The sequence below is a fragment of the Kitasatospora sp. NPDC054768 genome, assembly GCF_053612025.1.
This window is the reverse complement of sequence record NZ_JBSHBN010000029.1, coordinates 1-22125: the sequence shown is the minus strand read 5'-3', so window position 1 is coordinate 22125 and position 22125 is coordinate 1. Positions and strand designations below refer to the sequence as shown.

General features: G+C 72.5%; 26 protein-coding genes. 23 read left to right on the top strand and 3 right to left on the bottom strand.

Annotated elements, in window-relative coordinates:
* The first annotated feature begins 86 nt into the window (after window positions 1–86).
* The 13 genes from map (at window position 87) to glmM (ending at window position 10306) form a co-directional block, all read left to right on the top strand.
* Window positions 87–926, top strand: coding sequence for a type I methionyl aminopeptidase (gene map, locus ACWGKU_RS11790; RefSeq protein ID WP_401046064.1), 840 nt, complete (start codon window positions 87–89; stop codon window positions 924–926).
* A gap of 131 nt (window positions 927–1057) precedes the next feature.
* A complete protein-coding gene (mscL, locus tag ACWGKU_RS11785) occupies window positions 1058–1483 on the top strand; it encodes a large conductance mechanosensitive channel protein MscL (protein ID WP_401046061.1) in 426 nt (141 codons plus the stop codon).
* Between the two features lie 194 nt (window positions 1484–1677).
* On the top strand, window positions 1678–1899 hold the full coding sequence (gene infA, locus ACWGKU_RS11780) for a translation initiation factor IF-1 (RefSeq protein WP_003956442.1): 222 nt from the start codon (window positions 1678–1680) through the stop codon (window positions 1897–1899).
* Between the two features lie 32 nt (window positions 1900–1931).
* The gene (rpmJ, locus tag ACWGKU_RS11775) at window positions 1932–2045 is read left to right on the top strand and encodes a 50S ribosomal protein L36 (RefSeq protein WP_003956441.1); all 114 of its coding nucleotides are present in this window, start codon (window positions 1932–1934) and stop codon (window positions 2043–2045) included.
* A gap of 176 nt (window positions 2046–2221) precedes the next feature.
* Window positions 2222–2602 (top strand): 30S ribosomal protein S13, encoded by a 381-nt coding sequence (gene rpsM / locus ACWGKU_RS11770; RefSeq protein ID WP_350511311.1) that lies wholly within the window; start codon window positions 2222–2224, stop codon window positions 2600–2602.
* A 72-nt stretch (window positions 2603–2674) separates the two neighbouring features.
* Window positions 2675–3082 carry a 30S ribosomal protein S11 gene (gene rpsK / locus ACWGKU_RS11765; RefSeq protein ID WP_030232513.1) on the top strand — a complete coding sequence of 136 codons (408 nt, stop codon included), beginning with the start codon at window positions 2675–2677 and terminating at the stop codon, window positions 3080–3082.
* Window positions 3083–3211: 129 nt separating this feature from the next.
* Complete coding sequence (locus tag ACWGKU_RS11760; RefSeq protein ID WP_360349481.1) at window positions 3212–4234, top strand: DNA-directed RNA polymerase subunit alpha; 1023 nt, start codon at window positions 3212–3214, stop codon at window positions 4232–4234.
* Window positions 4235–4361: 127 nt separating this feature from the next.
* Window positions 4362–4841: a 50S ribosomal protein L17 gene (gene rplQ / locus ACWGKU_RS11755; RefSeq protein WP_359897505.1), complete on the top strand. Its 480-nt coding sequence runs from the start codon at window positions 4362–4364 to the stop codon at window positions 4839–4841.
* A gap of 82 nt (window positions 4842–4923) precedes the next feature.
* A complete protein-coding gene (gene truA / locus ACWGKU_RS11750) occupies window positions 4924–5835 on the top strand; it encodes a tRNA pseudouridine(38-40) synthase TruA (RefSeq protein WP_401046058.1) in 912 nt (303 codons plus the stop codon).
* Window positions 5836–5876: 41 nt separating this feature from the next.
* Complete coding sequence (locus ACWGKU_RS11745; RefSeq protein WP_359897503.1) at window positions 5877–7535, top strand: ABC-F family ATP-binding cassette domain-containing protein; 1659 nt, start codon at window positions 5877–5879, stop codon at window positions 7533–7535.
* 242 nt (window positions 7536–7777) lie between these two features.
* Window positions 7778–8221: a 50S ribosomal protein L13 gene (gene rplM / locus ACWGKU_RS11740; protein WP_030055846.1), complete on the top strand. Its 444-nt coding sequence runs from the start codon at window positions 7778–7780 to the stop codon at window positions 8219–8221.
* A 45-nt stretch (window positions 8222–8266) separates the two neighbouring features.
* Complete coding sequence (rpsI, locus tag ACWGKU_RS11735) at window positions 8267–8776, top strand: 30S ribosomal protein S9 (RefSeq protein ID WP_387735829.1); 510 nt, start codon at window positions 8267–8269, stop codon at window positions 8774–8776.
* A gap of 165 nt (window positions 8777–8941) precedes the next feature.
* Complete coding sequence (gene glmM, locus ACWGKU_RS11730) at window positions 8942–10306, top strand: phosphoglucosamine mutase (RefSeq protein WP_452179453.1); 1365 nt, start codon at window positions 8942–8944, stop codon at window positions 10304–10306.
* A gap of 66 nt (window positions 10307–10372) precedes the next feature.
* Here the strand turns inward: glmM and coaA are convergent, their stop codons facing one another.
* A complete protein-coding gene (coaA, locus tag ACWGKU_RS11725) occupies window positions 10373–11368 on the bottom strand; it encodes a type I pantothenate kinase (RefSeq protein ID WP_359897501.1) in 996 nt (331 codons plus the stop codon).
* 99 nt (window positions 11369–11467) lie between these two features.
* On the opposite strand from coaA, the gene glmS reads away from it, so the two are divergent.
* Complete coding sequence (gene glmS, locus ACWGKU_RS11720) at window positions 11468–13324, top strand: glutamine--fructose-6-phosphate transaminase (isomerizing) (protein ID WP_359897500.1); 1857 nt, start codon at window positions 11468–11470, stop codon at window positions 13322–13324.
* Between the two features lie 37 nt (window positions 13325–13361).
* Here glmS and ACWGKU_RS11715 read toward each other — a convergent pair whose 3' ends face one another.
* Complete coding sequence (locus ACWGKU_RS11715; protein ID WP_452179454.1) at window positions 13362–13625, bottom strand: hypothetical protein; 264 nt, start codon at window positions 13623–13625, stop codon at window positions 13362–13364.
* Between the two features lie 86 nt (window positions 13626–13711).
* Between ACWGKU_RS11715 and ACWGKU_RS11710 the strand changes: the two genes are divergently transcribed.
* From ACWGKU_RS11710 to ACWGKU_RS11690, 5 genes are all read left to right on the top strand, one after another.
* Window positions 13712–15187, top strand: a complete 1476-nt coding sequence (locus ACWGKU_RS11710; RefSeq protein ID WP_452191416.1) for an NAD(P)H-hydrate dehydratase — start codon at window positions 13712–13714, stop codon at window positions 15185–15187.
* 139 nt (window positions 15188–15326) lie between these two features.
* A complete protein-coding gene (gene alr, locus ACWGKU_RS11705; protein ID WP_452180959.1) occupies window positions 15327–16526 on the top strand; it encodes an alanine racemase in 1200 nt (399 codons plus the stop codon).
* Window positions 16523–17758: an alpha/beta fold hydrolase gene (locus tag ACWGKU_RS11700; RefSeq protein WP_401049444.1), complete on the top strand. Its 1236-nt coding sequence runs from the start codon at window positions 16523–16525 to the stop codon at window positions 17756–17758. The genes alr and ACWGKU_RS11700 overlap by 4 nt, the downstream gene beginning before the upstream one ends.
* A gap of 85 nt (window positions 17759–17843) precedes the next feature.
* Window positions 17844–18341 carry a tRNA (adenosine(37)-N6)-threonylcarbamoyltransferase complex ATPase subunit type 1 TsaE gene (tsaE, locus tag ACWGKU_RS11695; RefSeq protein WP_359897495.1) on the top strand — a complete coding sequence of 166 codons (498 nt, stop codon included), beginning with the start codon at window positions 17844–17846 and terminating at the stop codon, window positions 18339–18341.
* 133 nt (window positions 18342–18474) lie between these two features.
* Window positions 18475–18669: a hypothetical protein gene (locus tag ACWGKU_RS11690; RefSeq protein ID WP_401053884.1), complete on the top strand. Its 195-nt coding sequence runs from the start codon at window positions 18475–18477 to the stop codon at window positions 18667–18669.
* A gap of 41 nt (window positions 18670–18710) precedes the next feature.
* On the opposite strand, the gene ACWGKU_RS11685 is transcribed toward ACWGKU_RS11690, so the two are convergent.
* Window positions 18711–19277: a hypothetical protein gene (locus ACWGKU_RS11685; RefSeq protein WP_401053886.1), complete on the bottom strand. Its 567-nt coding sequence runs from the start codon at window positions 19275–19277 to the stop codon at window positions 18711–18713.
* Between the two features lie 154 nt (window positions 19278–19431).
* Between ACWGKU_RS11685 and tsaB the strand changes: the two genes are divergently transcribed.
* Genes tsaB through ACWGKU_RS11665 form a run of 4 tightly spaced genes read left to right on the top strand, consistent with a single transcriptional unit; the run spans window position 19432 to window position 21941 of the window.
* On the top strand, window positions 19432–20088 hold the full coding sequence (tsaB, locus tag ACWGKU_RS11680) for a tRNA (adenosine(37)-N6)-threonylcarbamoyltransferase complex dimerization subunit type 1 TsaB (RefSeq protein WP_380356892.1): 657 nt from the start codon (window positions 19432–19434) through the stop codon (window positions 20086–20088).
* A gap of 23 nt (window positions 20089–20111) precedes the next feature.
* A complete protein-coding gene (gene rimI / locus ACWGKU_RS11675) occupies window positions 20112–20600 on the top strand; it encodes a ribosomal protein S18-alanine N-acetyltransferase (protein ID WP_387686383.1) in 489 nt (162 codons plus the stop codon).
* Complete coding sequence (gene tsaD, locus ACWGKU_RS11670) at window positions 20593–21684, top strand: tRNA (adenosine(37)-N6)-threonylcarbamoyltransferase complex transferase subunit TsaD (protein WP_452180960.1); 1092 nt, start codon at window positions 20593–20595, stop codon at window positions 21682–21684. The genes rimI and tsaD overlap by 8 nt, the downstream gene beginning before the upstream one ends.
* A complete protein-coding gene (locus ACWGKU_RS11665; RefSeq protein ID WP_452180961.1) occupies window positions 21681–21941 on the top strand; it encodes a hypothetical protein in 261 nt (86 codons plus the stop codon). The genes tsaD and ACWGKU_RS11665 overlap by 4 nt, the downstream gene beginning before the upstream one ends.
* Window positions 21942–22125 lie beyond the last annotated feature (184 nt).

Genomic DNA, 22125 nt, shown 5'->3' with positions numbered 1-22125 from the left:
GGTCGCCCGCCCCTCGCGGGTGGCCCGGCCGTTTCGGCGTCGTACGGTGGTAGCAGTGGTAATCCGGACTTGGAAGGCGTGACCAGATGGTGGAGATCAAGACCCCCGAGCAGATCGCGAAGATGCGAGCGGCCGGGCTGGTCGTCGCCGAGGCCCTGAAGGCCTGTCGCGAGGCGGTCGTCCCCGGGGTGACCACCCAGGAGCTCAACGACGTCGCGGACAAGGTCATCACCGGCCACGGTGCCACCTCGAACTTCCGGGCCCACCACGGCGGGCTCTGGTTCCCGGGCGTGATCTGCGCCTCGGTGAACAACGAGGTGGTGCACGGCATCCCCGGCGAGCGGGTGCTCCAGGAGGGTGACGTCATCTCGATCGACTGCGGCGCCATCCTGGACGGCTGGCACGGCGACTCGGCCATCACGGTGGCGGTCGGCGAGGTCCGCCCGGAGGTCGAGATGCTGAGCCGGGTCACCGAGGGCTCGATGTGGGCCGGCATCGCCCAGATGAAGAAGAACAACCGCCTGGTGGACGTCTCCAAGGCGATCGAGGGCTTCATCCGTCGCCAGCCGCTGCCGCCGAAGGGCAAGTGGGGCATCACCGAGGGCTACGGCGGTCACGGCATCGGCACCGCGATGCACATGGAGCCGCACGTGCTGAACTACGTCGAGCGCGGCCGCGGCAAGGGCCCGAAGCTGGTCCCCGGCACCGTGCTCGCGATCGAGCCGATGGTCTCGCTCGGCACCCCGCACACCACCGTGCTGGACGACGAGTGGACGGTCGTCACCAACGACGGCACCTGGGCCTCGCACTGGGAGCACTCGGTGGCCGTCACCGAGCAGGGCCCGCTGGTGCTGACCGCCTTCGACGGCGGCCGGGCCGAGCTGGCCAAGCTGGGCATCACCGCAGCTCCGGACCCCCTCGCGTAGTCGCCACGGCGCCCAACTGCCGCTGCTGACAAGGGATCAGAGCCCTGGAGGTTTGGACCTCCAGGGCTTTTGTCCTATTTTTATCGGCTGGCAGGGTCTGTAGTGGCTCACGAGCGAGCAGGAGAGAGTACGTGCTCAAGGGATTCCGCGACTTCATGATGCGCGGCAACGTCGTCGACATGGCGGTCGGTGTGGTCATCGGTGCCGCGTTCACCGCGGTGGTGACCGGCTTCGTGTCCGCCTTCCTCACCCCACTGGTGGGCGTGGTGGTCGGTGCGGCCGGCGACTTCAGCTCGTACAAGGCGCACATCGCGGGGGTGACCTTCCCGTACGGGCAGTTCCTCAACGTGCTGATCGCGTTCTTCATGACCGCCGCGGTGCTGTACTTCTGCGTGGTGCTGCCGATCACCAAGGCGACCGCGCGCTACATGCCGAAGAAGCCGAAGACGCCGAAGCGTCCCTGCCCCGAGTGCCTGACCGAGATCCCCGAGGCCGCCCGCCGCTGCTCGGCCTGCACCGCCCACGTCGAGCCGCTGGTGGTCCTCGCCAAGGCCTGACGCGACGGGTGTGACGGTGACCGCTTTCCGGGGCCCCCGTTTTGGTCCGTCGGGCGCGCTGGCGTAGGATGGACCGTCGGCTCACTCGTAGCGTGCTTCAGCGCGCCCTCTTCCCCCCGGGGGAGGGGTGAACCCAGGTTCGCACGAGCGTTCCGCATACGGTAGCCGGTCCCGGAAGGTGGATCTCGCAGTTCATGGCTAAGAAGCAAGGCGCCATTGAGATCGAGGGCACCGTGATCGAGTCTCTGCCGAACGCGATGTTCAAGGTCGAGCTGCAGAACGGTCACAAGGTCCTCGCGCACATCAGTGGCAAGATGCGCATGCACTACATCCGCATCCTGCCGGACGACCGGGTCGTCGTGGAGCTCAGCCCCTACGACCTCACGCGCGGGCGGATCGTCTACCGCTACAAGTAAGAACGTCAGATCTAGACCCGGAGAACCTGAACATGAAGGTCAAGCCGAGCGTCAAGAAGATCTGCGACAAGTGCAAGGTGATCCGCCGTCACGGCCGGGTCATGGTGATCTGCGACAACCTGCGCCACAAGCAGCGCCAGGGCTGATCTCTCCCCAGCATTTCTCGTAGTACTTCGCGCGACGCGAAAACGTCATAAGCGGGCTGCCCGATCCGTTCCGTCCGGAACGGACTGCCACCCCCGGTCAGAGGCCGGGGCTCCCTCACCGTGAGGTGTCGGAGTAGGCAGCACGCAAGACCTCTGAAAAAGCACAGGAGCCTTGAATGGCACGCCTCGCCGGCGTTGATCTCCCCCGTGAGAAGCGGATCGAGATCGCCCTCACCTACGTGTACGGCATCGGCCGTACCCGCGCCCAGCAGACCCTGGCCGAGACCGGTGTGAACCCGGACGTCCGCGTCCGCGACATCACCGAGGACGACCTGGTCAAGCTGGGTCAGTACATCGACGCCAACTACACGGTCGAGGGTGACCTCCGCCGTGAGGTGGCCGCCGACATCCGCCGCAAGGTCGAGATCGGCTGCTACGAGGGTCTGCGTCACCGCCGTGGCCTGCCGGTCCGCGGCCAGCGCACCCACACCAACGCGCGTACCCGCAAGGGCCCGCGTCGCGCGATCGCCGGTAAGAAGAAGCCGGGCAAGAAGTAGTCCGTCCCGTAACCGGACATCCCTCCGGCCCGCGGGTCAGCGGACCGACCACCTCAGTAGGAGAACAGACTTATGCCCCCCAAGGGTCGTCAGGCTGCCGGCGCGAAGAAGATCCGCCGCAAGGAAAAGAAGAACGTCGCTCACGGCCACGCGCACATCAAGAGCACGTTCAACAACACCATCGTTTCGATCACCGACCCCGCGGGCAACGTGATCTCCTGGGCCTCCGCCGGCCACGTCGGCTTCAAGGGCTCGCGCAAGTCCACCCCGTTCGCCGCGCAGATGGCCGCCGAGGCCGCTGCCCGTCGCGCGCAGGAGCACGGCATGCGCAAGGTTGACGTCTTCGTGAAGGGTCCGGGCTCCGGCCGCGAGACCGCGATCCGTTCGCTCCAGGCCACCGGCCTGGAGGTCGGCTCGATCCAGGACGTCACCCCCACCCCGCACAACGGCTGCCGTCCGCCGAAGCGCCGCCGCGTCTGACGCAGCGCCTTCGGGCACGCGGGTGATGTTTTAAACCTCGTACGGGCTCCCGTTTTCCACGGGAGCCCGTACGCTTGGTCCTGTCGGCATCAAATAGTGGGTGCCGAAGACAACCGGAGGATTTCCCCCATGCTTATCGCTCAGCGTCCCTCGCTGACCGAAGAGGTCGTCGACGAGTTCCGCTCCCGGTTCGTGATCGAGCCGCTGGAGCCGGGCTTCGGCTACACCCTCGGCAACTCCCTGCGCCGCACGCTCCTGTCGTCGATCCCGGGTGCCGCTGTCACCAGCATCCGCGTCGACGGCGTCCTGCACGAGTTCACCACCGTGCCGGGCGTCAAGGAGGACGTGACCGACCTCATCCTCAACATCAAGCAGCTGGTCGTCTCCTCGGAGCACGACGAGCCGGTCGTGATGTACCTGCGCAAGCAGGGCCCGGGTGTCGTCACCGCCGCCGACATCGCCCCGCCGGCGGGTGTCGAGGTGCACAACCCCGAGCTGGTCCTCGCCACGCTGAACGGCAAGGGCAAGCTGGAGATGGAGCTGACCGTCGAGCGCGGTCGCGGCTACGTCTCCGCCGTCCAGAACAAGGCCTCCGGCCAGGAGATCGGCCGCATCCCGGTCGACTCGATCTACAGCCCCGTGCTGAAGGTCACCTACAAGGTCGAGGCCACCCGTGTCGAGCAGCGGACCGACTTCGACAAGCTGATCGTCGACGTCGAGACCAAGCCCGCCATGCGTCCGCGCGACGCCATGGCCTCGGCCGGCAAGACCCTGGTCGAGCTGTTCGGTCTCGCCCGCGAGCTGAACATCGACGCCGAGGGCATCGACATGGGCCCGTCCCCGACGGACGCCGCCCTGGCCGCCGACCTGGCGCTGCCGATCGAGGAGCTGGAGCTCACCGTCCGCTCCTACAACTGCCTCAAGCGCGAGGGCATCCACACCGTGGGTGAGCTCGTCGCCCGCTCCGAGGCCGACCTGCTCGACATCCGCAACTTCGGTGCGAAGTCGATCGACGAGGTCAAGGCGAAGCTGGCCGGCATGGGCCTGGCCCTCAAGGACAGCCCGCCCGGGTTCGACCCGACCGCTGCCGCCGACGCCTTCGGCGCCGACGACCTCGACGACTCGCACTTCGCCGAGACCGAGCAGTACTAAGAGAATTGGCCGCGGGGGCGGTTCCACGGAGCCGCCCCCGTCGTCGTGAAAGTCGTACGGGCAACAGTGCCCGTACGCCCGCTGCGGTACCTGATACGGCCGTAGTCGGAGATCCAAGGAGAAATCCATGCCGCGTCCCACCAAGGGTGCCCGCCTCGGCGGCGGCCCGCACCACGAGCCGCTGCTGCTCGCCGGTCTGTGCCGGGAGCTGTTCCAGTACGGCCGCATCACCACGACCGAGGCCAAGGCCCGTCGGATGCGCCCGCTGGCGGAGAAGCTGATCACCAAGGCGAAGAAGGGCGACATCCACAACCGTCGCCTGGTGCGCAAGACCATCACCGACATCTCGGTGCTGCACACCCTCTTCACCGAGATCGCGCCGCGCTACGAGAACCGCCCGGGTGGCTACACCCGTATCACCAAGATCGGTCCCCGTCGTGGCGACAACGCCCCGATGGCCGTGATCGAGCTGGTCGAGGCGCTGACCGTCGCGCAGACCGCCGTCGGCGAGGCCGAGGCCGCCACCAAGCGCGCCGTCAAGGAGGCCGACGAGGCCGCTGCCGTCGAGACCAAGGCCGACGAGGCCGAGGCCGCCGAGCAGGCCTGACGCCTCTAGGTGTTCCGCGGGCCCGTTTCCCCAGCAGTGGGGGAGCGGGCCCGTTCCTCATCCCCGGGAGATGTGAGAAGCAGTGGTCAACGATTGCGCCGAGCAGCCGCCGGTGAAGGACGGCCCGGCCGACGGGTACGTCCGGGTCCGGCTCGACCTCGCCTACCAGGGCGCCGAGTTCTCCGGCTGGGCCCGCCAGAAGGGCGGCCGCCGGACGGTCCAGGAGGAGATCGAGACCGCGCTGCAGATCGTCACCCGCAGCCCCGAACTGTTTCCGCTGACGGTGGCCGGCCGCACCGATGCCGGGGTGCACGCCCGCGGCCAGGTCGCCCACGTCGACCTGCCGGCCGAGCTGTGGGCGGCGCACCGGGAGAAGCTGCTGCGCCGGCTGGCGGGCCGGCTGCCCGGGGACGTCCGGATCTACCGGGTCGGCGAGGCGCCGGCCGGGTTCGACGCCCGCTTCTCGGCGGTCTGGCGCCGGTACGCGTACCGCGTCGCCGACCACCCCGGCGGGGTGGACCCGCTGCTGCGCGGCCACGTGCTCTGGCACGACCGCCCGCTGGACGTGGACCGGATGAACGCCGCCGCGAAGCTGCTGCTCGGCGAGCACGACTTCGCCGCGTACTGCAAGAAGCGCGAGGGCGCCACCACCATCCGCACCCTGCTGGAGCTGCACTGGGACCGCGTCCCGGTGGACTCCTACGCCGCCCAGGAGGGCTCGCTCGCGGTCGCCACCGTCCGGGCCGACGCCTTCTGCCACAACATGGTCCGGGCGCTGGTCGGTGCGATGTTGCTGGTCGGCGACGGGCACCGGCCGGTGGAGTTCCCCGGCGAGGTGCTGGCGGGCGGGGTGCGCAACTCCGCCGTCAACGTGATCCGGCCGTACGGGCTCACGCTGGAGGAGGTCGGCTACCCGCCGGACGACCAGCTGGCCGAGCGCAACCGGGCGGCCCGGCGGATGCGGACCCTGCCCGGGCAGCCGGCTGTCGGGTAATCCGTTTTGGCCCGGCGCGTCCGCTTGGGAGAATCGCTCCCATGGGACACGTCGAGATTTCGCACCTGGAGTACTACCTGCCGGACGGGCGCGTGTTGTTCGACGACGCGTCCTTCCGGGTCGGAGAGGGCGCCGCGGTCGCCCTGGTCGGTGCCAACGGCGCCGGCAAGACCACCCTGCTGCGCATGATCGCGGGGGACATCCAGCCGCACGGCGGCTCGGTGACGATCAGCGGCGGGCTCGGCGTGATGCGCCAGTTCGTCGGCACCACCGGCCGCGAGGACCAGTCGTCCACCCCGGGCGCGCTGCCGGCCGACGCCTCGGTGCGCGACCTGCTGGTGTCGGTCGCCCCCGAGCGGATCGCCAAGGCCGCCCGCGCGGTGGACGCCGCCGAGCTGGCGATGATCGCGCAGGACGACGAGAAGACACAGATGGCCTACGCCCAGGCGCTCTCCGACTGGGCCGACGTCGGCGGCTACGACTACGAGACGGACTGGGACGTCTGCACCACGGCGGCCCTCGGGGTGCCGTTCGACAAGGCCCAGTGGCGGGGCCTGAACACCCTCTCCGGCGGCGAGCAGAAGCGGCTCGTCCTGGAGGCGCTGCTGCGCGGCCCGGAGGAGGTGCTGCTGCTCGACGAGCCGGACAACTACCTGGACGTCCCGGGCAAGCGCTGGCTGGAGGAGGCCATCAAGACCACCTCGAAGACCGTGCTGTACATCTCGCACGACCGCGAGCTGCTCTCGAAGACCGCGGACAAGATCATCGCCGTCGAGTCCGGCGCCGCCGGCAGCAGCGTCTGGGTGCACGGCGGCGGCTTCGACAGCTTCCACGAGGCCCGCAAGGACCGCTTCGCGCGCTTCGAGGAGCTGGGCCGGCGCTGGGACGAGGAGCACGCCAAGCTCAAGAAGCTGGTCGTCACCCTGCGTCAGGCGGCCTCCGTCAGCCACGCGCTCGCCACCCGCTACGCCGCCGCCCAGACCCGGCTGAAGAAGTTCGAGGAGGCCGGCCGCCCGGAGGAGCCCCCGCGCGAGCAGAGCATCACCATGCGGCTCAAGGGCGGGCGCACCGGCATGCGCGCCTTCACCCTGGAGCAGCTGGAGCTCACCGGCCTGATGCAGCCCTTCGACCTGGAGGTCTTCTACGGCGAGCGGGTCGCGGTGCTGGGCGCCAACGGCGCCGGCAAGTCGCACCTGCTGCGGCTGCTGGCCGGCGACACGACGGTCGGGCACACCGGGGACTGGAAGCTCGGCGCCCGGGTCGTCCCCGGCCACTTCCGGCAGACCCACGCCCACCCGGAGCTGTTCGGCCGCACCGTGCGGTCGATCGTCGAGGAGGAGCACGCGCTCAGCCGCGGCGCCGCGATGGGGGCGCTGCGCCGCTACGAGCTGGACCGCCAGGAGGAGCAGAAGTTCGAGTCGCTGTCCGGCGGGCAGCAGGCCCGGCTGATGATCCTCAAGCTCGAACTCTCCGGTGTGACGGCCCTGTTGCTCGACGAGCCGACCGACAACCTGGACCTGGAGAGCGCCGAGGCGCTGCAGACCGGCCTGGAGGCCTTCGAGGGCACCGTGCTGTGCGTCACCCACGACCGCTGGTTCGCCAGGACCTTCGACCGCTTCCTGGTGTTCGGGGCGGACGGCCGGGTGTACGAGTCGTCGGAGCCGGTCTGGGACGTGACCCGGGTGGAGCGCGAACGCTGAGTCGCGACCGGCCCCGGCCGGGAGGGGGCCAGCCGATTTTTGACCCCTCAGGGTCGGGCCGGTAACCTGGACGCTTGATGTGCGTATTGGCTCGCTCTTTCTCACGTGAGAGGTCGGTACGCCGGAGACATCAGGTCGTCGACCAGCGGTCCCCCTTGAATTGCGTCCAAGGTTGGCCAGGCTGCTCTGCCGTCCGGGTGCTCCTGTCAGGACTCACTCACTGAAAAGCGAAGGCTACGACCGTGCGTACGTACAGCCCCAAGCCCGGCGACGTCCAGCGTCAGTGGCACGTCATCGACGCGACCGACGTCGTGCTCGGCCGCCTGGCCTCCCAGGCCGCCAACCTCCTCCGGGGCAAGCACAAGGCGATCTACGCGCCGCACGTTGACACTGGTGACTTCGTCATCATCATCAACGCCGACAAGGTGCACCTGTCCGGTAACAAGAAGACCCAGAAGCTGGCCTACCGCCACTCGGGCTTCCCGGGCGGTCTGCGCTCGGTGCGCTACGACGACCTGCTGGCGAACAACCCGGAGAAGGCCGTCGAGAAGGCCATCAAGGGCATGATCCCCAAGAACAGCCTGGGCCGCCAGATGCTCTCCAAGCTGAAGGTCTACTCGGGCGACCAGCACCCGCACGCTGCCCAGCAGCCGGTGCCGTTCGAGATCACCCAGGTCGCGCAGTAATTCGGCCACCAAGCCCCCCAACACTGAAAAGAGCTGAGGAACATCGTGGCCGAGACCACTGAAACCCTTGAGGTCGACTTCGACGAGGCCGTTGAGGCCGTCGAGGGCGAGTACACCTCCGAGGAGAGCTACACCTCCGAGTCCCTGGCCGGCCGCTTCGGCGAGGCCACCCCGGGCGCCGGCCTCGGCCGTCGCAAGGAGGCGATCGCCCGCGTGCGCATCGTCCCCGGCACCGGCCAGTGGAAGATCAACGGTCGCACCCTCGAGGGTTACTTCCCGAACAAGGTGCACCAGCAGACCGTGAACGAGCCCTTCAAGCTCCTTGAGCTGGACGGCCGTTACGACGTCATCGCCCGCATCAGCGGTGGTGGCACCTCCGGCCAGGCCTACGCGCTGCGCCTCGGCGTCGCCCGTGCCCTGAACGAGGCCGACGTGGACAACAACCGCGCCGCGCTGAAGAAGGCCGGCTTCCTGATGCGTGACGCCCGTGCCGTCGAGCGCAAGAAGGCCGGTCTGAAGAAGGCCCGCAAGGCGCCGCAGTACAGCAAGCGCTAATCGCCTCCCCGGGGGTGCGCTCCGCCCTGGCGGCGCACCCCCTGGTTGTGCGAAACCGTCGCCCCGGAGTACCTCGCGTACTCCGGGGCGACGTGTTCCCCGGCTACTGTGCGGCGGCCGGGATCTTCGGTTGGGTTCCGAGCAGTGGTGATGGAGGACGGGACAGTGGGACGACTCTTCGGTACGGACGGCGTGCGCGGGGTGGCCAACGAGGGCCTGACGGCGGAGCTGGCGCTCGGCCTGTCGGTCGCGGCGGCCCATGTGCTCGGCGAGGCCGGCGCCTTCGACGGCCACCGGCCGGTCGCGGTGGTCGGCCGTGACCCGCGCGCCTCGGGCGAGTTCCTGGAGGCCGCCGTCATCGCCGGTCTGGCGAGCGCCGGCGTCGACGTCCTGCGGGTCGGCGTCCTGCCCACCCCGGCCGTGGCGTACCTCACCGGCGCGCTCGGCGCCGACTTCGGCGTGATGCTGTCCGCCAGCCACAACGCCATGCCGGACAACGGCATCAAGTTCCTCGCCCGCGGCGGCCACAAGCTGGACGACCGGATCGAGGACGCGATCGAGTCCCACTACCGCAAGCACACGCTCGGCGACGAGGACTGGAACCGTCCGACCGGCGCGGCCGTCGGCCGGGTGCGCGAGTACACCGAGGGCTTCGACAAGTACGTCGCCCACCTGATCGGCGTGCTGCCCAACCGCCTGGACGGCATCAAGGTCGTCATCGACGGCGCCCACGGCGCGGCCGCCTACGTCGCCCCCGAGGCCTTCGCCCGGGCCGGTGCCGAGGTGGTCCACACCCTGGGGGCCGAGCCCACCGGCCTCAACATCAACGACGGCGTCGGCTCCACCCACCTGGACCGGCTGCGGGTCGCGATGAAGGAGCACAAGGCCGACCTGGGCATCGCCCTGGACGGCGACGCCGACCGCTGCCTGGCCGCCGACGCCGAGGGCGCCGAGGTGGACGGCGACCAGATCATCGCCATCCTCGCGGTCGCCATGAAGGAGGCCGGCACCCTGCGCCGCAACACCGCGGTGGCCACCGTGATGTCCAACCTCGGCTTCAAGCTGGCGATGGAGCGCGAGGGCATCGAGCTGGTGGAGACCGCCGTCGGCGACCGCTACGTGCTGGAGGCGATGAAGGAGCACGGCTTCGCGCTGGGCGGCGAGCAGTCCGGCCACGTGATCCTGCTGGACCACGCCACCACCGGCGACGGCACCCTGACCGGCCTGATGCTGGGCGCCCGGCTGGCCGCCACCAAGCAGCCGCTGGCCGACCTGGCCGCCGTGATGACCCGGCTGCCGCAGGTGCTGATCAACGTCAAGGGCGTCGACAAGTCCCGGGTGCGGACCAGCGCCGAGCTGACCGCCGCGGTCGCCGCGGCCGAGGCCGAGCTGGGCTCCACCGGCCGGGTCCTGCTGCGCCCGTCGGGCACCGAGCCGCTGGTTCGGGTGATGGTCGAGGCCGCCGACCCGGCGCAGGCCGAGGCGGTCGGGCAGCGGCTGGCCGACGCGGTGCGCACCCACCTGGGCTGAGCCCCCGGAGACGGCGAAGGGCCCCCGCGCGACGCGGGGGCCCTTCGTGTCGTGCCCGGCGGCCGCTCAGAGCTTGCGCAGCAGCGCCCGGCGGACCTTGTGGTCCGAGCCCTTTTGGAGGATCAGGGTGGCGCGGCCGCGGGTCGGCAGCACGTTCTCCAGCAGGTTGGGCTTGTTGATGGTGCGCCAGACCTGCCGGCCGTACTCCATCGCCTCCTCCTCCGGCACCTCGGTGAAGCGGCGGAAGTAGGAGTTCGGGTCCTGGAAGGCGGTCTGCCGCAGCTTGCGGAAGCGGTCCAGGTACCAGTGCTCGATGTCGTCGGTCCGGGCGTCGACGTAGATCGAGAAGTCGAAGTAGTCGGCCACCGCGAGGCGGGTGCGGCCGTCGGAGCCGGGCAGGGCCGGCTGGAGCACGTTCAGGCCCTCGACGATCAGGATGTCCGGGCGCTCCACGGTCAGCCGCTCGCCCTGCACGATGTCGTACACCAGGTGCGAGTAGACCGGCGCGCTGACCCGCTCCTTGCCCGCCTTCACGTCCGCGACGAAGCGCATCAGCGCCCGGCGGTCGTACGACTCCGGGAAGCCCTTGCGGGCCATCAGGCCGCGCCGGCGCAACTCGGCGTTGGGGAGCAGGAAGCCGTCGGTGGTGACCAGCTCGACCCGGGGGTGCTCGGGCCAGCGGGCGAGCAGTGCCTGGAGCAGGCGGGCGGTGGTGGACTTGCCGACCGCCACGGAGCCGGCCACGCCGATGATGAACGGGGTGCGGGTGCGTTCGGTGTCCGGGGTGTCCAGGAAGGTGCCCAGCGTGCCGCGCAGCTCGTGCGTGGCGTGGATGTACAGGTTCAGCAGGCGTGACAGCGGCAGGTAGACGTCGCGGACCTCGTCCAGGTCGAGGGCGGTGCCGAGGCCGCGCAGCCGTTCCACCTCCTCGGCGGTCAGCGGCAGTGGCGTACGCTCGCGCAGCGCGCTCCACTCGGCCCGGCTGAGGTCGACGTAGGGGGACGGCGACGGGCCGGGCGTGGCGGCGCCCCGCGTACAGAGTTCGGTCAGCACATGCTCCATTGTGAGCCGTAGCGGCGTTCACGGTGGCTGTGGTGTCGGTCACGCAGCGTTCGCGCGCGGGGGGGAAACGGCCACAGAACCGCCCTTATGCTGGCACGCATGTGCGGAATTGTTGGATACGTGGGCGCTCAGTCCGCCCTCGACGTAGTAATCGCAGGCTTGCAGCGACTGGAGTACCGGGGCTACGACTCGGCCGGTGTCGCGGTGCAGGTCCAGGACTCCGAGGGGCAGTGGAGCCTGGCCACCGACAAGCGGGCGGGCAAGCTCGCCAATCTGGAGAAGTCGCTCGCCGAGACCCCTCTGCCCGGCGGCACCACCGGCATCGGCCACACCCGCTGGGCCACCCACGGCGGCCCGACGGACGCCAACGCCCACCCCCACCTGGACGACCACCAGCGGGTGGCCGTGGTGCACAACGGCATCATCGAGAACTTCGCGCAGCTGCGCGCCGAGATCGCCGAGCGCGGCCACACCCTCCGGTCCGAGACCGACACCGAGGTCGTCGCCCACCTGCTGGGCGAGGCCTACGCGGGTGACCTCGCCGAGGCCATGCGGGTGGTCTGCCGTCAGCTGGAGGGCGCCTTCACCCTGGTCGCCGTGCACGCGGACGCGCCGGACGTGGTCGTCGGTGCCCGCCGCAACTCGCCGCTGGTGGTCGGCCGCGGCGAGGGCGAGAACTTCCTCGCCTCGGACGTCGCCGCCTTCATCGCCCACACCCGCGAGGCGATCGAGCTGGGCCAGGACCAGGTGGTCGAGCTGCGCCGGGAGGGCGTGACCGTCACCAACTTCGACGGCACCCCGGCCGACGTGCGCGAGTACCACGTCGACTGGGACGCCTCGGCCGCCGAGAAGGGCGGCTACGACTACTTCATGCTCAAGGAGATCGCCGAGCAGCCGAAGGCGGTCGCCGACACCCTCCTCGGCCGGATCGGCACCGACGGCCGGCTGACCCTGGACGAGCTGCGGATCTCCGACGCCGACCTGCGCTCGGTCGACAAGGTCGTCATCGTGGCCTGCGGCACGGCCTTCCACGCCGGCATGATCGCCAAGTACGCGATCGAGCACTGGACCCGCATCCCCTGCGAGGTCGAGGTCGCCTCCGAGTTCCGCTACCGCGACCCGATCATGGGCCCGGGCACGCTGGTCATCGCCATCTCGCAGTCCGGCGAGACCATGGACACCCTGATGGCCCTGCGGCACGCCCGCGAGCAGGGCGCCAAGGTGCTGGCGATCTGCAACACCAACGGCTCCACCATCCCGCGCGAGTCGGACGCGGTGCTGTACACCCACGCCGGCCCGGAGGTCGCGGTCGCCTCGACCAAGGCGTTCCTGACCCAGCTGGTCGCCTGCTACCTGGTCGCCCTGTACCTGGGCCAGGTGCGCGGCACCAAGTGGGGCGACGAGATCTTCGCCGTCATCAAGGAGCTCGGCGACGCGCCGAAGCAGGTCGAGCAGGTCCTGGAGACCATGGAGCCGGTGCGCGAGCTGGCCCGCTCGCTGGCCGACGCCCGTTCGGTGCTGTTCCTCGGCCGCCACGTCGGCTTCCCGGTGGCCCTGGAGGGCGCGCTCAAGCTCAAGGAGCTGGCGTACATGCACGCCGAGGGCTTCGCGGCGGGCGAGCTCAAGCACGGCCCGATCGCGCTGATCGAGGAGGGGCTGCCGGTCGTGGTGGTCGTGCCCTCGCCGCGCGGGCGCTCGATCCTGCACGACAAGATCGTCTCCAACATCCAGGAGATCCGGGCCCGCGGTGCCCGCACGATCGTGATCGCCGAGGAGGGCGACGAGGCCGTCGTCCCGTACGCGGACCACCTGATCCGCATCCCGGCCACCCCGGTGCTGCTCCAGCCGCTGGTCGCCACCGTCCCGCTCCAGGTCTTCGCCTGCGAGCTGGCCACGGCCAAGGGCCACGAGGTCGACCAGCCGCGCAACCTGGCGAAGTCGGTCACCGTCGAGTAGTCGCTCGGCGGCACGGTGCCCCTGCGGTGGCTGCGTCCTACCGCAGGGGCGCCGTGCCGAGCGTGAAGGAGAACGGGGCGGGGAGCTTGATGCGCCTGCCGAATTCGGTTGCGTGGAGGGTGGTGCAGTCGCCGTTCCCCGGATCCGTGAACAGCGTCACCCTGCCGTCGCTGCGGTCGATGAGCAGGTAGCACGGGATGCCCGCAGCGGCGTAGCCCAGGTGCTTGGCCTCGCGACCCTTGTGCGGGCCACAAGGTAGGCGTACGGACCGGCACCGGCGGGGGATCGAAGTGGTTGTCACTCGAACGTGTGCCGCAGGCCCGGCTCCCGCGGGGCGGTGACGCGGGCTAGCGTCGGCGGTAGCCGACCGCCGAAGGAGTTCTCCCCATGCGTCATGCACACCCTGTGGAAACCGTCCGGGCCGCCGAGGCCGAGCTGATGGCGCGGCTGCCCGAGGGCACCCTGATGCAGCGGGCGGCCGCGGGGCTGGCCGCGACCTGCGCGCGGCTGCTGACGCGGCGTCGGGGGCGGGTGTACGGCAGCCGGGTGACGGTGCTCGCGGGCAGCGGGGACAACGGGGGTGACGCCCTGTACGCCGGGGCCGCGCTGGCCCGGCGCGGGGCGCGGGTGACGGCGGTGCTGCTGGCGCCGGAGAAGGCCCACCCGGGCGGGCTGGCCGCGCTGCGGGCCGCCGGCGGGCGGGTGACGGCGGAGCGGGAAGTCGGCCTGGCCGACTTCTCGCGCGCGGACCTGGTGCTGGACGGGATCGTCGGCATCGGCGGCCGGGGCGGGCTGCGCCCGGAGGCCGTGCCGTACGCGAGGGCCGAGCGGCACGGGATCGTGGTGGCGGTGGACCTGCCGAGCGGGGTGGACGCCGACACCGGGGAGGTGCCGGGCGCCGCGCTGCGGGCGGACGTCACGGTCTGCTTCGGCACGTACAAGCCCGGGCTGCTGGTCGACCCGGGGGCCTCGTACGCGGGGGCCGTGCAGCTGGTCGGCATCGGGCTGGAGCCGGGCGCCGCGCAGGTGACGGCGCTCCAGCACGCGGACGTGGCGGCGCTGCTGCCGGAGCCGGGCGCGGAGAGCGACAAGTACCGGCGCGGCGTGGTCGGGGTGGCGGCCGGCTCGGCGACCTACCCGGGGGCGGCGCTGCTGGCGGTGGCCGGGGCGCTGCACGGCGGCGCGGGCGCCGTCCGGTACGTGGGCACGGCGGCCGAGGAGGTGGTGCGGCGCTTCCCGGAGGTGCTGGTCACCGAGGGCGGGCCGGCCGGCGCCGGACGGGTGCAGGCCTGGGTGGTCGGGCCGGGCGGCGGCGAGGGGGCGCGGCAGGCGCTGACCGAGGCGCTGGCGAGCGACGTCCCGGTGCTGGTGGACGCCGACGGGCTGACCGAGCTGGGCCGGCTCGGCCCGGACGCGCTGGCCGGCCGCACCGCGCCCACCCTGCTCACCCCGCACACCGGCGAGGCCGCCCGGCTGCTCGCCGGCGCCGACGGCGGTACACCGCCGGCCGCCGACGACCTGGCCGCGGCCCGGCTGGCCACCGCCCGACGGCTGGCGGCCGGCTACCGCGCCACGGTGCTGCTGAAGGGCTCGACCACGGTGGTCGCCGATCCGGGCGGGGCCGTCCGGGTGAACCCCACCGGCACCTCCTGGCTGGCCACCGCCGGCAGCGGCGACGTGCTGGCCGGGCTGGCCGGCTCCCTGCTGGCGGCCGGCCTCGCGCCGCTGGACGCCGCGTCGGCGGCCGCCTACCTGCACGGCCTGGCCGGCCGGGAGGCGGCGGGCGTGCCGGGCGCCCCGACGACGGCGCTCGCGGTGGCCGGGGCGCTCCCGGCGGCGTGGCGGGCGGTCCGCGCGGGGTGACCCCGGAACCGGGACATCCGCTTGCGGCGTCCTGAACGGGGTGAACGGGCGGTCCGCCGCACGTCGGCGCGTCGTGGGGGGCCGCCGCGCCGCCGGGCCGTTCGGCGAGGACTCCGGGACGTCTGGGAGACTGACCCTGATGACAACTGCGAACACGACCGGCACAGCCACCCGCACCGACGGCCTCCGGGCCGAGGCGACCATCGATCTCGCCGCCCTGCGCGGCAACCTCGCCGCCCTGCGCGAACGCGTCGGCGGCGCGGCGGTGATGCTCGCCGTCAAGGCGAACGCCTACGGCCACGGCGCGGTCGAGTGCGCCCGGGAAGCGGTCGCGAACGGGATCGGCTGGCTCGGCTGCGCGACGCCGGACGAGGCGCTGGCGCTGCGGGCCGCGGGCATCCGCCCGGAGCAGGCCCGCATCCTGTGCTGGCTGTGGACGCCGGGCGGGCCCTGGCGCGAGGCGCTGCGCGCGGACCTGGACATCTCGGTCAGCGGCCAGTGGGCGCTGGACGAGCTGCTGCCCGCCGTCCGCGAGACCGGCATCCCGGCCCGGGTGCACCTGAAGGCCGACACCGGCCTCGGCCGCAACGGCTGCCAGCCGCACGACTGGCCGCGGCTGGTGGCCGCCGCCCGCCGGGCCGAGACGGAGAGGCTGCTGACGGTCGTCGGCGTGTGGTCGCACTTCGCCGCGGCGGACGAGCCGGGCCACCCGTCGATCCAGGCCCAGCTGGACTCCTACCGCGCCGCGCTGGCCACGGCCGAGGCCGCCGGGCTGCGCCCCGCGGTCCGGCACCTGGCGAACTCCCCGGCCGCGCTGCTGCTGCCCGAGTCGCACTTCGACCTGGTCCGCACCGGCCTGGCCGCGTACGGGCTGTCGCCGGTGCCGGAGGTGGGCTCGCCGGCCGACTTCGGGCTGCGCCCGGTGATGGCGCTGACCGCGCGGCTGGCGCTGGTCAAGCACGTCCCCGGCGGGCACGGGGTCAGCTACGGCCACCACTACACGACGCCGGGCGAAACCACCCTGGGCCTGGTCCCGGTCGGCTACGGCGACGGCATCCCCCGGCACGCCAGCGGCACCGGCCCGGTGCAGATCGCCGGCAAGTGGCGCACGGTGGCCGGCCGGGTCGCGATGGACCAGTTCGTGGTGGACCTCGGCGGCAACACCCCGGCGATCGGCGACGAGGTGCTGCTGTTCGGCAACGGCGAGCGCGGCGAGCCCACCGCGGAGGACTGGGCCCGCGCCTGCGGCACCATCTCGTACGAGATCATCACCCGGATCGGCGCCCGGGTGCCCCGCCGCTACCTCGGCGGCAGCCACCCGGAGGGCCCGTCGGCATGACCGGTGCACCGGCCGAGGGCAGTCCGGTCGCGGCGGTCGCCAAGGCGGCCGGCGCCGCCTCCGGGGTGAGCCGGGCGGGTGTGATCGGGATCTCGGTCGGCGTACTGGCGGCGGGGGCGGCCGCGGGCGTCGCGGTGGAGCGGCTGACCGTCGGCCGGGCGATGCGCCGCCGGGCCCGGGCCGAGCTGGACGCGAACGCCCCGTACGGCTCGCTGCGCGGCCGTCCGAGGACGGTGGCCGCGCCGGACGGCACCGAGCTGTACGTCGAGCTGGACGGCACCGGCTGGAGCGGGCCGGACGGGGACGGCGCCGGCGCCGAGCCGCTGACCGTGGTGTTCTGCCACGGCTACTGCCTCAACCAGGACAGCTGGCACTTCCAGCGGGCCGCGCTGCGCGAGGGCATGCGGCTGGTCCTCTGGGACCAGCGCAGCCACGGCCGCTCCGAGCGCTCCCGTTCGTACCTGGCGGGCGAGCCGGCCGGCATCGACCAGCTGGGCGGCGACCTCAAGGCCGTGATCGACGCCGTCGCCCCGACCGGGCCGCTGGTGCTGGTGGGCCACTCGATGGGCGGCATGACGGTGATGGCGCTGGCCGACCAGCACCCTGAGCTGTTTCGCGAGAGGGTCGCCGGGGTGGCGCTGATCGGCACCCTCGCCGGGGACTGGAACGAGGTCAGCCTCGGCCTGCCGAGGGCCGGCGCGAAGCTGTTCAGGAAGGTCGCGCCCGGCATGGTGAAGCTGCTGGGCCGCCAGGTCGACCTGATCGAGGCGACCAGGCGGCTGGGCTCGGACGTGGCCGCCGTGTTCTACCGGAGGTTCTCCTTCGGCGGCCGGGACGTCGACCCCGGTGTGGTGCGCTTCGCCGAGCAGCTGCTGGACGCCACCCCGATCGACGTGGTCGCCGAGTTCTACCCGGTGTTCGGCGCGCACGAGAAGTACGAGGCGCTGGCCGCCCTGCGGGGCCTGCCCGCGCTGGTGCTGGCCGGGACGAAGGACCTGCTGACGCCCTCGACGCACAGCGAGGCGATGGCCGCGCGGCTGCCCGGCGCCGAGCTGGTCCTGGCCGAGGGCGCCGGGCACCTGGTGATGCTGGAACGCCCGGAGCTGGTGGACCACGAGCTGGCGCGGCTGCTGCGCCGGGCCGCCGGCTTCGCAGGGGCGGCGCCGCTGCCCGCGGCCGTCCTCGACCTGGCCCGGGAGCGGGTCGCGGAAGGCGTCGTCGACCCCGTGTGAGCCCCGGCGGCGCGCGGATGTGGCACGGTAGCGGTGGCGGCCGGTGGTCGGTGCGCCGGTACGGACCGAAGGGCAAGACACGCGCATGGGCTCGCACGCCACTCTCACCGTCCCCACCCCGGAGCGGATGGGCCGGCTCGGCCGGGAGCTGGCCGCGCTGCTGCGGCCGGGTGACCTGGTGCTGCTCTCCGGGGAGCTGGGCGCGGGGAAGACCACGCTGACCCGGGGCCTGGGGGAGGGCCTGCAGGTCCGCGGGGCGGTGACCTCACCGACCTTCGTGATCGCCCGGGTGCACCCCTCGCTGGTCGGCGGCCCGGCGCTGGTGCACGTGGACGCGTACCGGCTGGGCGGGGACCTGGACGAGATGGAGGACCTCGACCTGGACGTCTCGCTGCCCGAGTCGGTGGTCGTGGTGGAGTGGGGCGAGGGCAAGGTCGAGCGGCTGTCCGAGGACCGGCTGGAGGTCCGGATCGAGCGCGCCATCGGCGGCACGGCGGACGGGGACGACCAGGACCCGCGCCGGGTGGTACTGACCGGGATCGGCCCGCGCTGGGCGGACGCGGCGCTGGCGGACCTCGGATAGCCGACGGGCGCCGACGGGGTGCCGACGTCCCGCCGACATCTTGCCGACAGGCTGTCGGCAAGATGTTGCGGGCGGGGTGCCGGGCGTGGTGGGATGGGTGCTGCGGTTAGGTCTGCCTAACTAGGGAGGCGCCATGTCGAGCACCACCCCCGCCCCGAAGCGCGCGGTCCCCGCCGCCGGGGCCGGAGAACCGGCCCGTCGCGCTCCGGGAGAGCCGATGCGGGCGCTGCTGGCCGCCTGCGCGGCCGCCGAGGCGGTGTCCACCCCGCCCGAACCGCGGCCCCGACAGGACGAACGGCCCGAGGCGCGGGCGCCCCGGGCCGCGTGAGGCCGGTCCTTCCGGGCCCGGGCCGTTCCGGGCCGTCCGGGTCAGGCGATCACGACCACCTTGGTGTCCTTGGGCGCGAAGTCCCAGAGCAGCTGCCCCTCGGCGCGTCCGCTGCGGATGCCGCCGGTCTTGGCGCTCGGGTCGGTGGTCGGCGTCGCGCCGTCCACCGCCGCGCTGAAGCCGAACACCACGCCGTTCTGCTGCGCGAAGCGCACCACGTGCTCGATCTGCTTGCCGTCCGTCCCGGTGGTGGTCTGGGTGCGGCTGTACACGGCGTAGCTGCCCGGGGCCGGCTCGACCGAGCCCGGGGTGACCGGGAAGGCGGCCGCGACCTGCGGAGTCTTCTTCGGGTCGACCAGCCAGACGTAGTGGCTGCCGACCGAGTAGACCACGCGGATGCCGGTGCCCGAGGTGGTCGGCAGCGCCGGGACGGTCGGGGCGGCCGAGGCGGTCGGCGCCGCGGCGGTCGCGGTGCCGGTCGCCGTGGTGGTGGCCGTGGGCCTGGGGCCGCCGGCCCGGTCCTGGGCGCCGTTGGCCTGGAAGGCCAGCAGGCTCACCACCGCCAGGGCCCCCAGGGTCAACCCCGTGACCACCACTCCAGGACCCATCTTCGCCACGTTGCCGCTCCCGCCGCCGTCCCTTTACGTACGGCCCCATCGTGCCAGGTTCATCCGCGCGGGTCGCAGCGCCTCGGATGTGTGTTCCCGGCTGGTACACCTTGCCGATCGGCCGGTCGGCCCAACGCGGTCTAACCTTGACCCCGTGCTGCTGCTCGCGTTCGACACCGCTACCCCCGCCGTCACCGCCGCCGTCCACGACGGCACGGCCGTCCTCGCCGAGACCCACCAGGTCGACGCCAGGCGCCACGGCGAACTGTTGCTGCCCGCGATCGACGGGGTGCTGCGGGCCGCGGGGGTGGACAAGCACCGGCTGACCGGCATCGCGGTCGGCGTCGGCCCCGGCCCGTACACCGGCCTGCGGGTCGGCCTGGTGACCGCCGCCGCGCTCGGCCACGCGCTCGGGCTGCCGGTGCACGGCGTCTGCACCCTGGACGCGATCGCCTTCCAGGCCCGCGCCGAGGGCCTGGCCGGGCAGCCGTTCACCGTCGCCACCGACGCGCGCCGCAAGGAGGTCTACTGGGCCTCGTACGACGCCGAGGGCCGCCGCACCGAGGGCCCCGGCGTGGACCGCCCGGCCGAGCTGACCCCGCAGGAACGCTCCGTCGGCGCCGGCGCGCTGCTCTACCCCGACGCCTTCCCGGGCGGGCACGGCCCCGAGCACGTCTCGGCCGGCGCCCTGGCCGGGTTCGCCGCCGCCGAGCTGGCCGCCGGGCGCGAGCTGCTGCCGAACCACCCGCTGTACCTGCGCCGCCCGGACGCCCAGGTCCCGGCCGGCTACAAGGCGGTGCTCCCGGCGTGAACCACGGCACCACCCTGCGCCCGATGCGCTGGTGGGACATCGCGCCGGTGCTGGAGCTGGAGCTGCGGCTCTTCCCCGAGGACGCCTGGTCCGCCGGGATGTTCTGGTCCGAACTGGCCGAGTCCCACCCCGGCGGCACCCGCCACTACACCGTCGCGGCCGCCCCGGACGGCACGATCGTCGGCTACGCCGGCCTGATGGCGATCGCCGGTGAGGGCGACGTCCAGACCATCGCCGTCGACGCGCGCCACCAGGGCGCCGGCCTCGGCGCGGCGCTGCTCACCGACCTGATCCGGGAGGCCGCCCGGCGCGAGTGCGCCGAGCTGCTGCTGGAGGTGCGGGTGGACAACCCGCGCGCCCAACGGCTGTACGAGCGCCACGGCTTCGAACCGGTGGGCATCCGGCGCGGCTACTACCAGCCCGCCAACGTCGACGCGCTGGTGATGCGCCTCGACTCCCCGAGCACTGACAGCACTGACCCGAAGGACATTGAGGACACCCGCCATGGCTGACGAACCGCTCGTCCTCGGCATCGAGACCTCCTGCGACGAGACCGGCGTCGGCATCGTGCGCGGCACCACGCTGCTGGCCGACGCGGTCGCCTCCAGCGTCAACGACCACGCCCGCTTCGGCGGCGTCGTCCCGGAGATCGCCAGCCGCGCGCACCTGGAGGCGATGGTCCCGACCATCCAGCGCGCCCTGGACACCGCCGGGATCAAGGCGAGCGACCTGGACGGCATCGCCGTCACCGCGGGCCCCGGCCTGGCCGGCGCGCTGCTGGTCGGCGTCAGCGCCGCGAAGGCGTACGCCTGGGCGCTGGACAAGCCGCTGTACGGGGTCAACCACCTCGCCTCGCACATCTGCGTCGACCAGCTGGAGCACGGCCGGCTGCCCTCGCCGACGATGGCCCTGCTGGTCTCCGGCGGGCACTCCTCGCTGCTGCTCAGCGAGGACATCACCAGCGACGTCCGCCCGCTCGGCGCGACCATCGACGACGCGGCCGGCGAGGCCTTCGACAAGGTCGCCCGGGTGCTCGGCCTCGGCTTCCCCGGCGGCCCGATCGTCGACCGCACGGCCCGCGAGGGCGACCCGAAGGCGATCGCCTTCCCGCGCGGCCTGACCGGCAAGAACGACCCGGAGTACGACTTCTCCTTCTCCGGCCTGAAGACCGCCGTCGCCCGCTGGGTGGAGGCCAGGCGCCGGGCCGGCGAGGAGGTGCCGATCGCCGACGTGGCGGCGTCCTTCCAGGAGGCGGTCACCGACGTGCTCACCCGCAAGGCCGTCAAGGCGTGCCAGGACAGCGGCGTCGACCACCTGATGATCGGCGGCGGCGTGGCGGCCAACTCGCGGCTGCGCGAGATGGCCCAGCAGCGCTGCGACCGGGCCGGCATCCGGCTGCGGGTGCCCCGGCCGGGCCTGTGCACCGACAACGGCGCGATGGTCGCGGCGCTCGGCGCCGAGATGGTGTGGCGCGACCGCACGCCGTCCGCCTTCGACCTGTCCGCCGACTCCTCGCTGCCGGTGACCGAGGTCCACGTGCCCCACACCGACGTCCACGGCCAGGCCTACGACGCCCTCGGCGGTGGCGCGGCATGACCGTCGCCGCGATGTGGGAGGCCCGGGCCGCCGATAGGTGCGGGCCCGAACTCGCCGCCTGGGCGCGGGAGTCGGCGCTGCCCCGGCTTCGCGGCTCGGCCGGGCTGGAGCGCCTCGAACTGCTCACCGCCCCGGGCGGGCGGGTGCTGCTGATCACCTGGTGGAACGGCGAGCCGGTGCCCGTCGCCGACCCGCCGGCCGAGCTGCTCGGCCGCCCGGTGCACCGCTGGTCCTTCACCAGCGAGCACCTGGAGTAGCCCCGTACCGGGAACCGCGGGACCGGCCGTTACCGTGCATAGCTGAGAGAATGCTGGACGGGAACCGGGAGCGCGCAGCGGTGATCAGGAACGGGCGGAGCAGGACCAGGACGTACGCGGCGGGGGCGGTGGCCCTGCTGGCCCTCGCCACCGGGTGCGGCGACAACGGGGGCGGCGGCAGCGC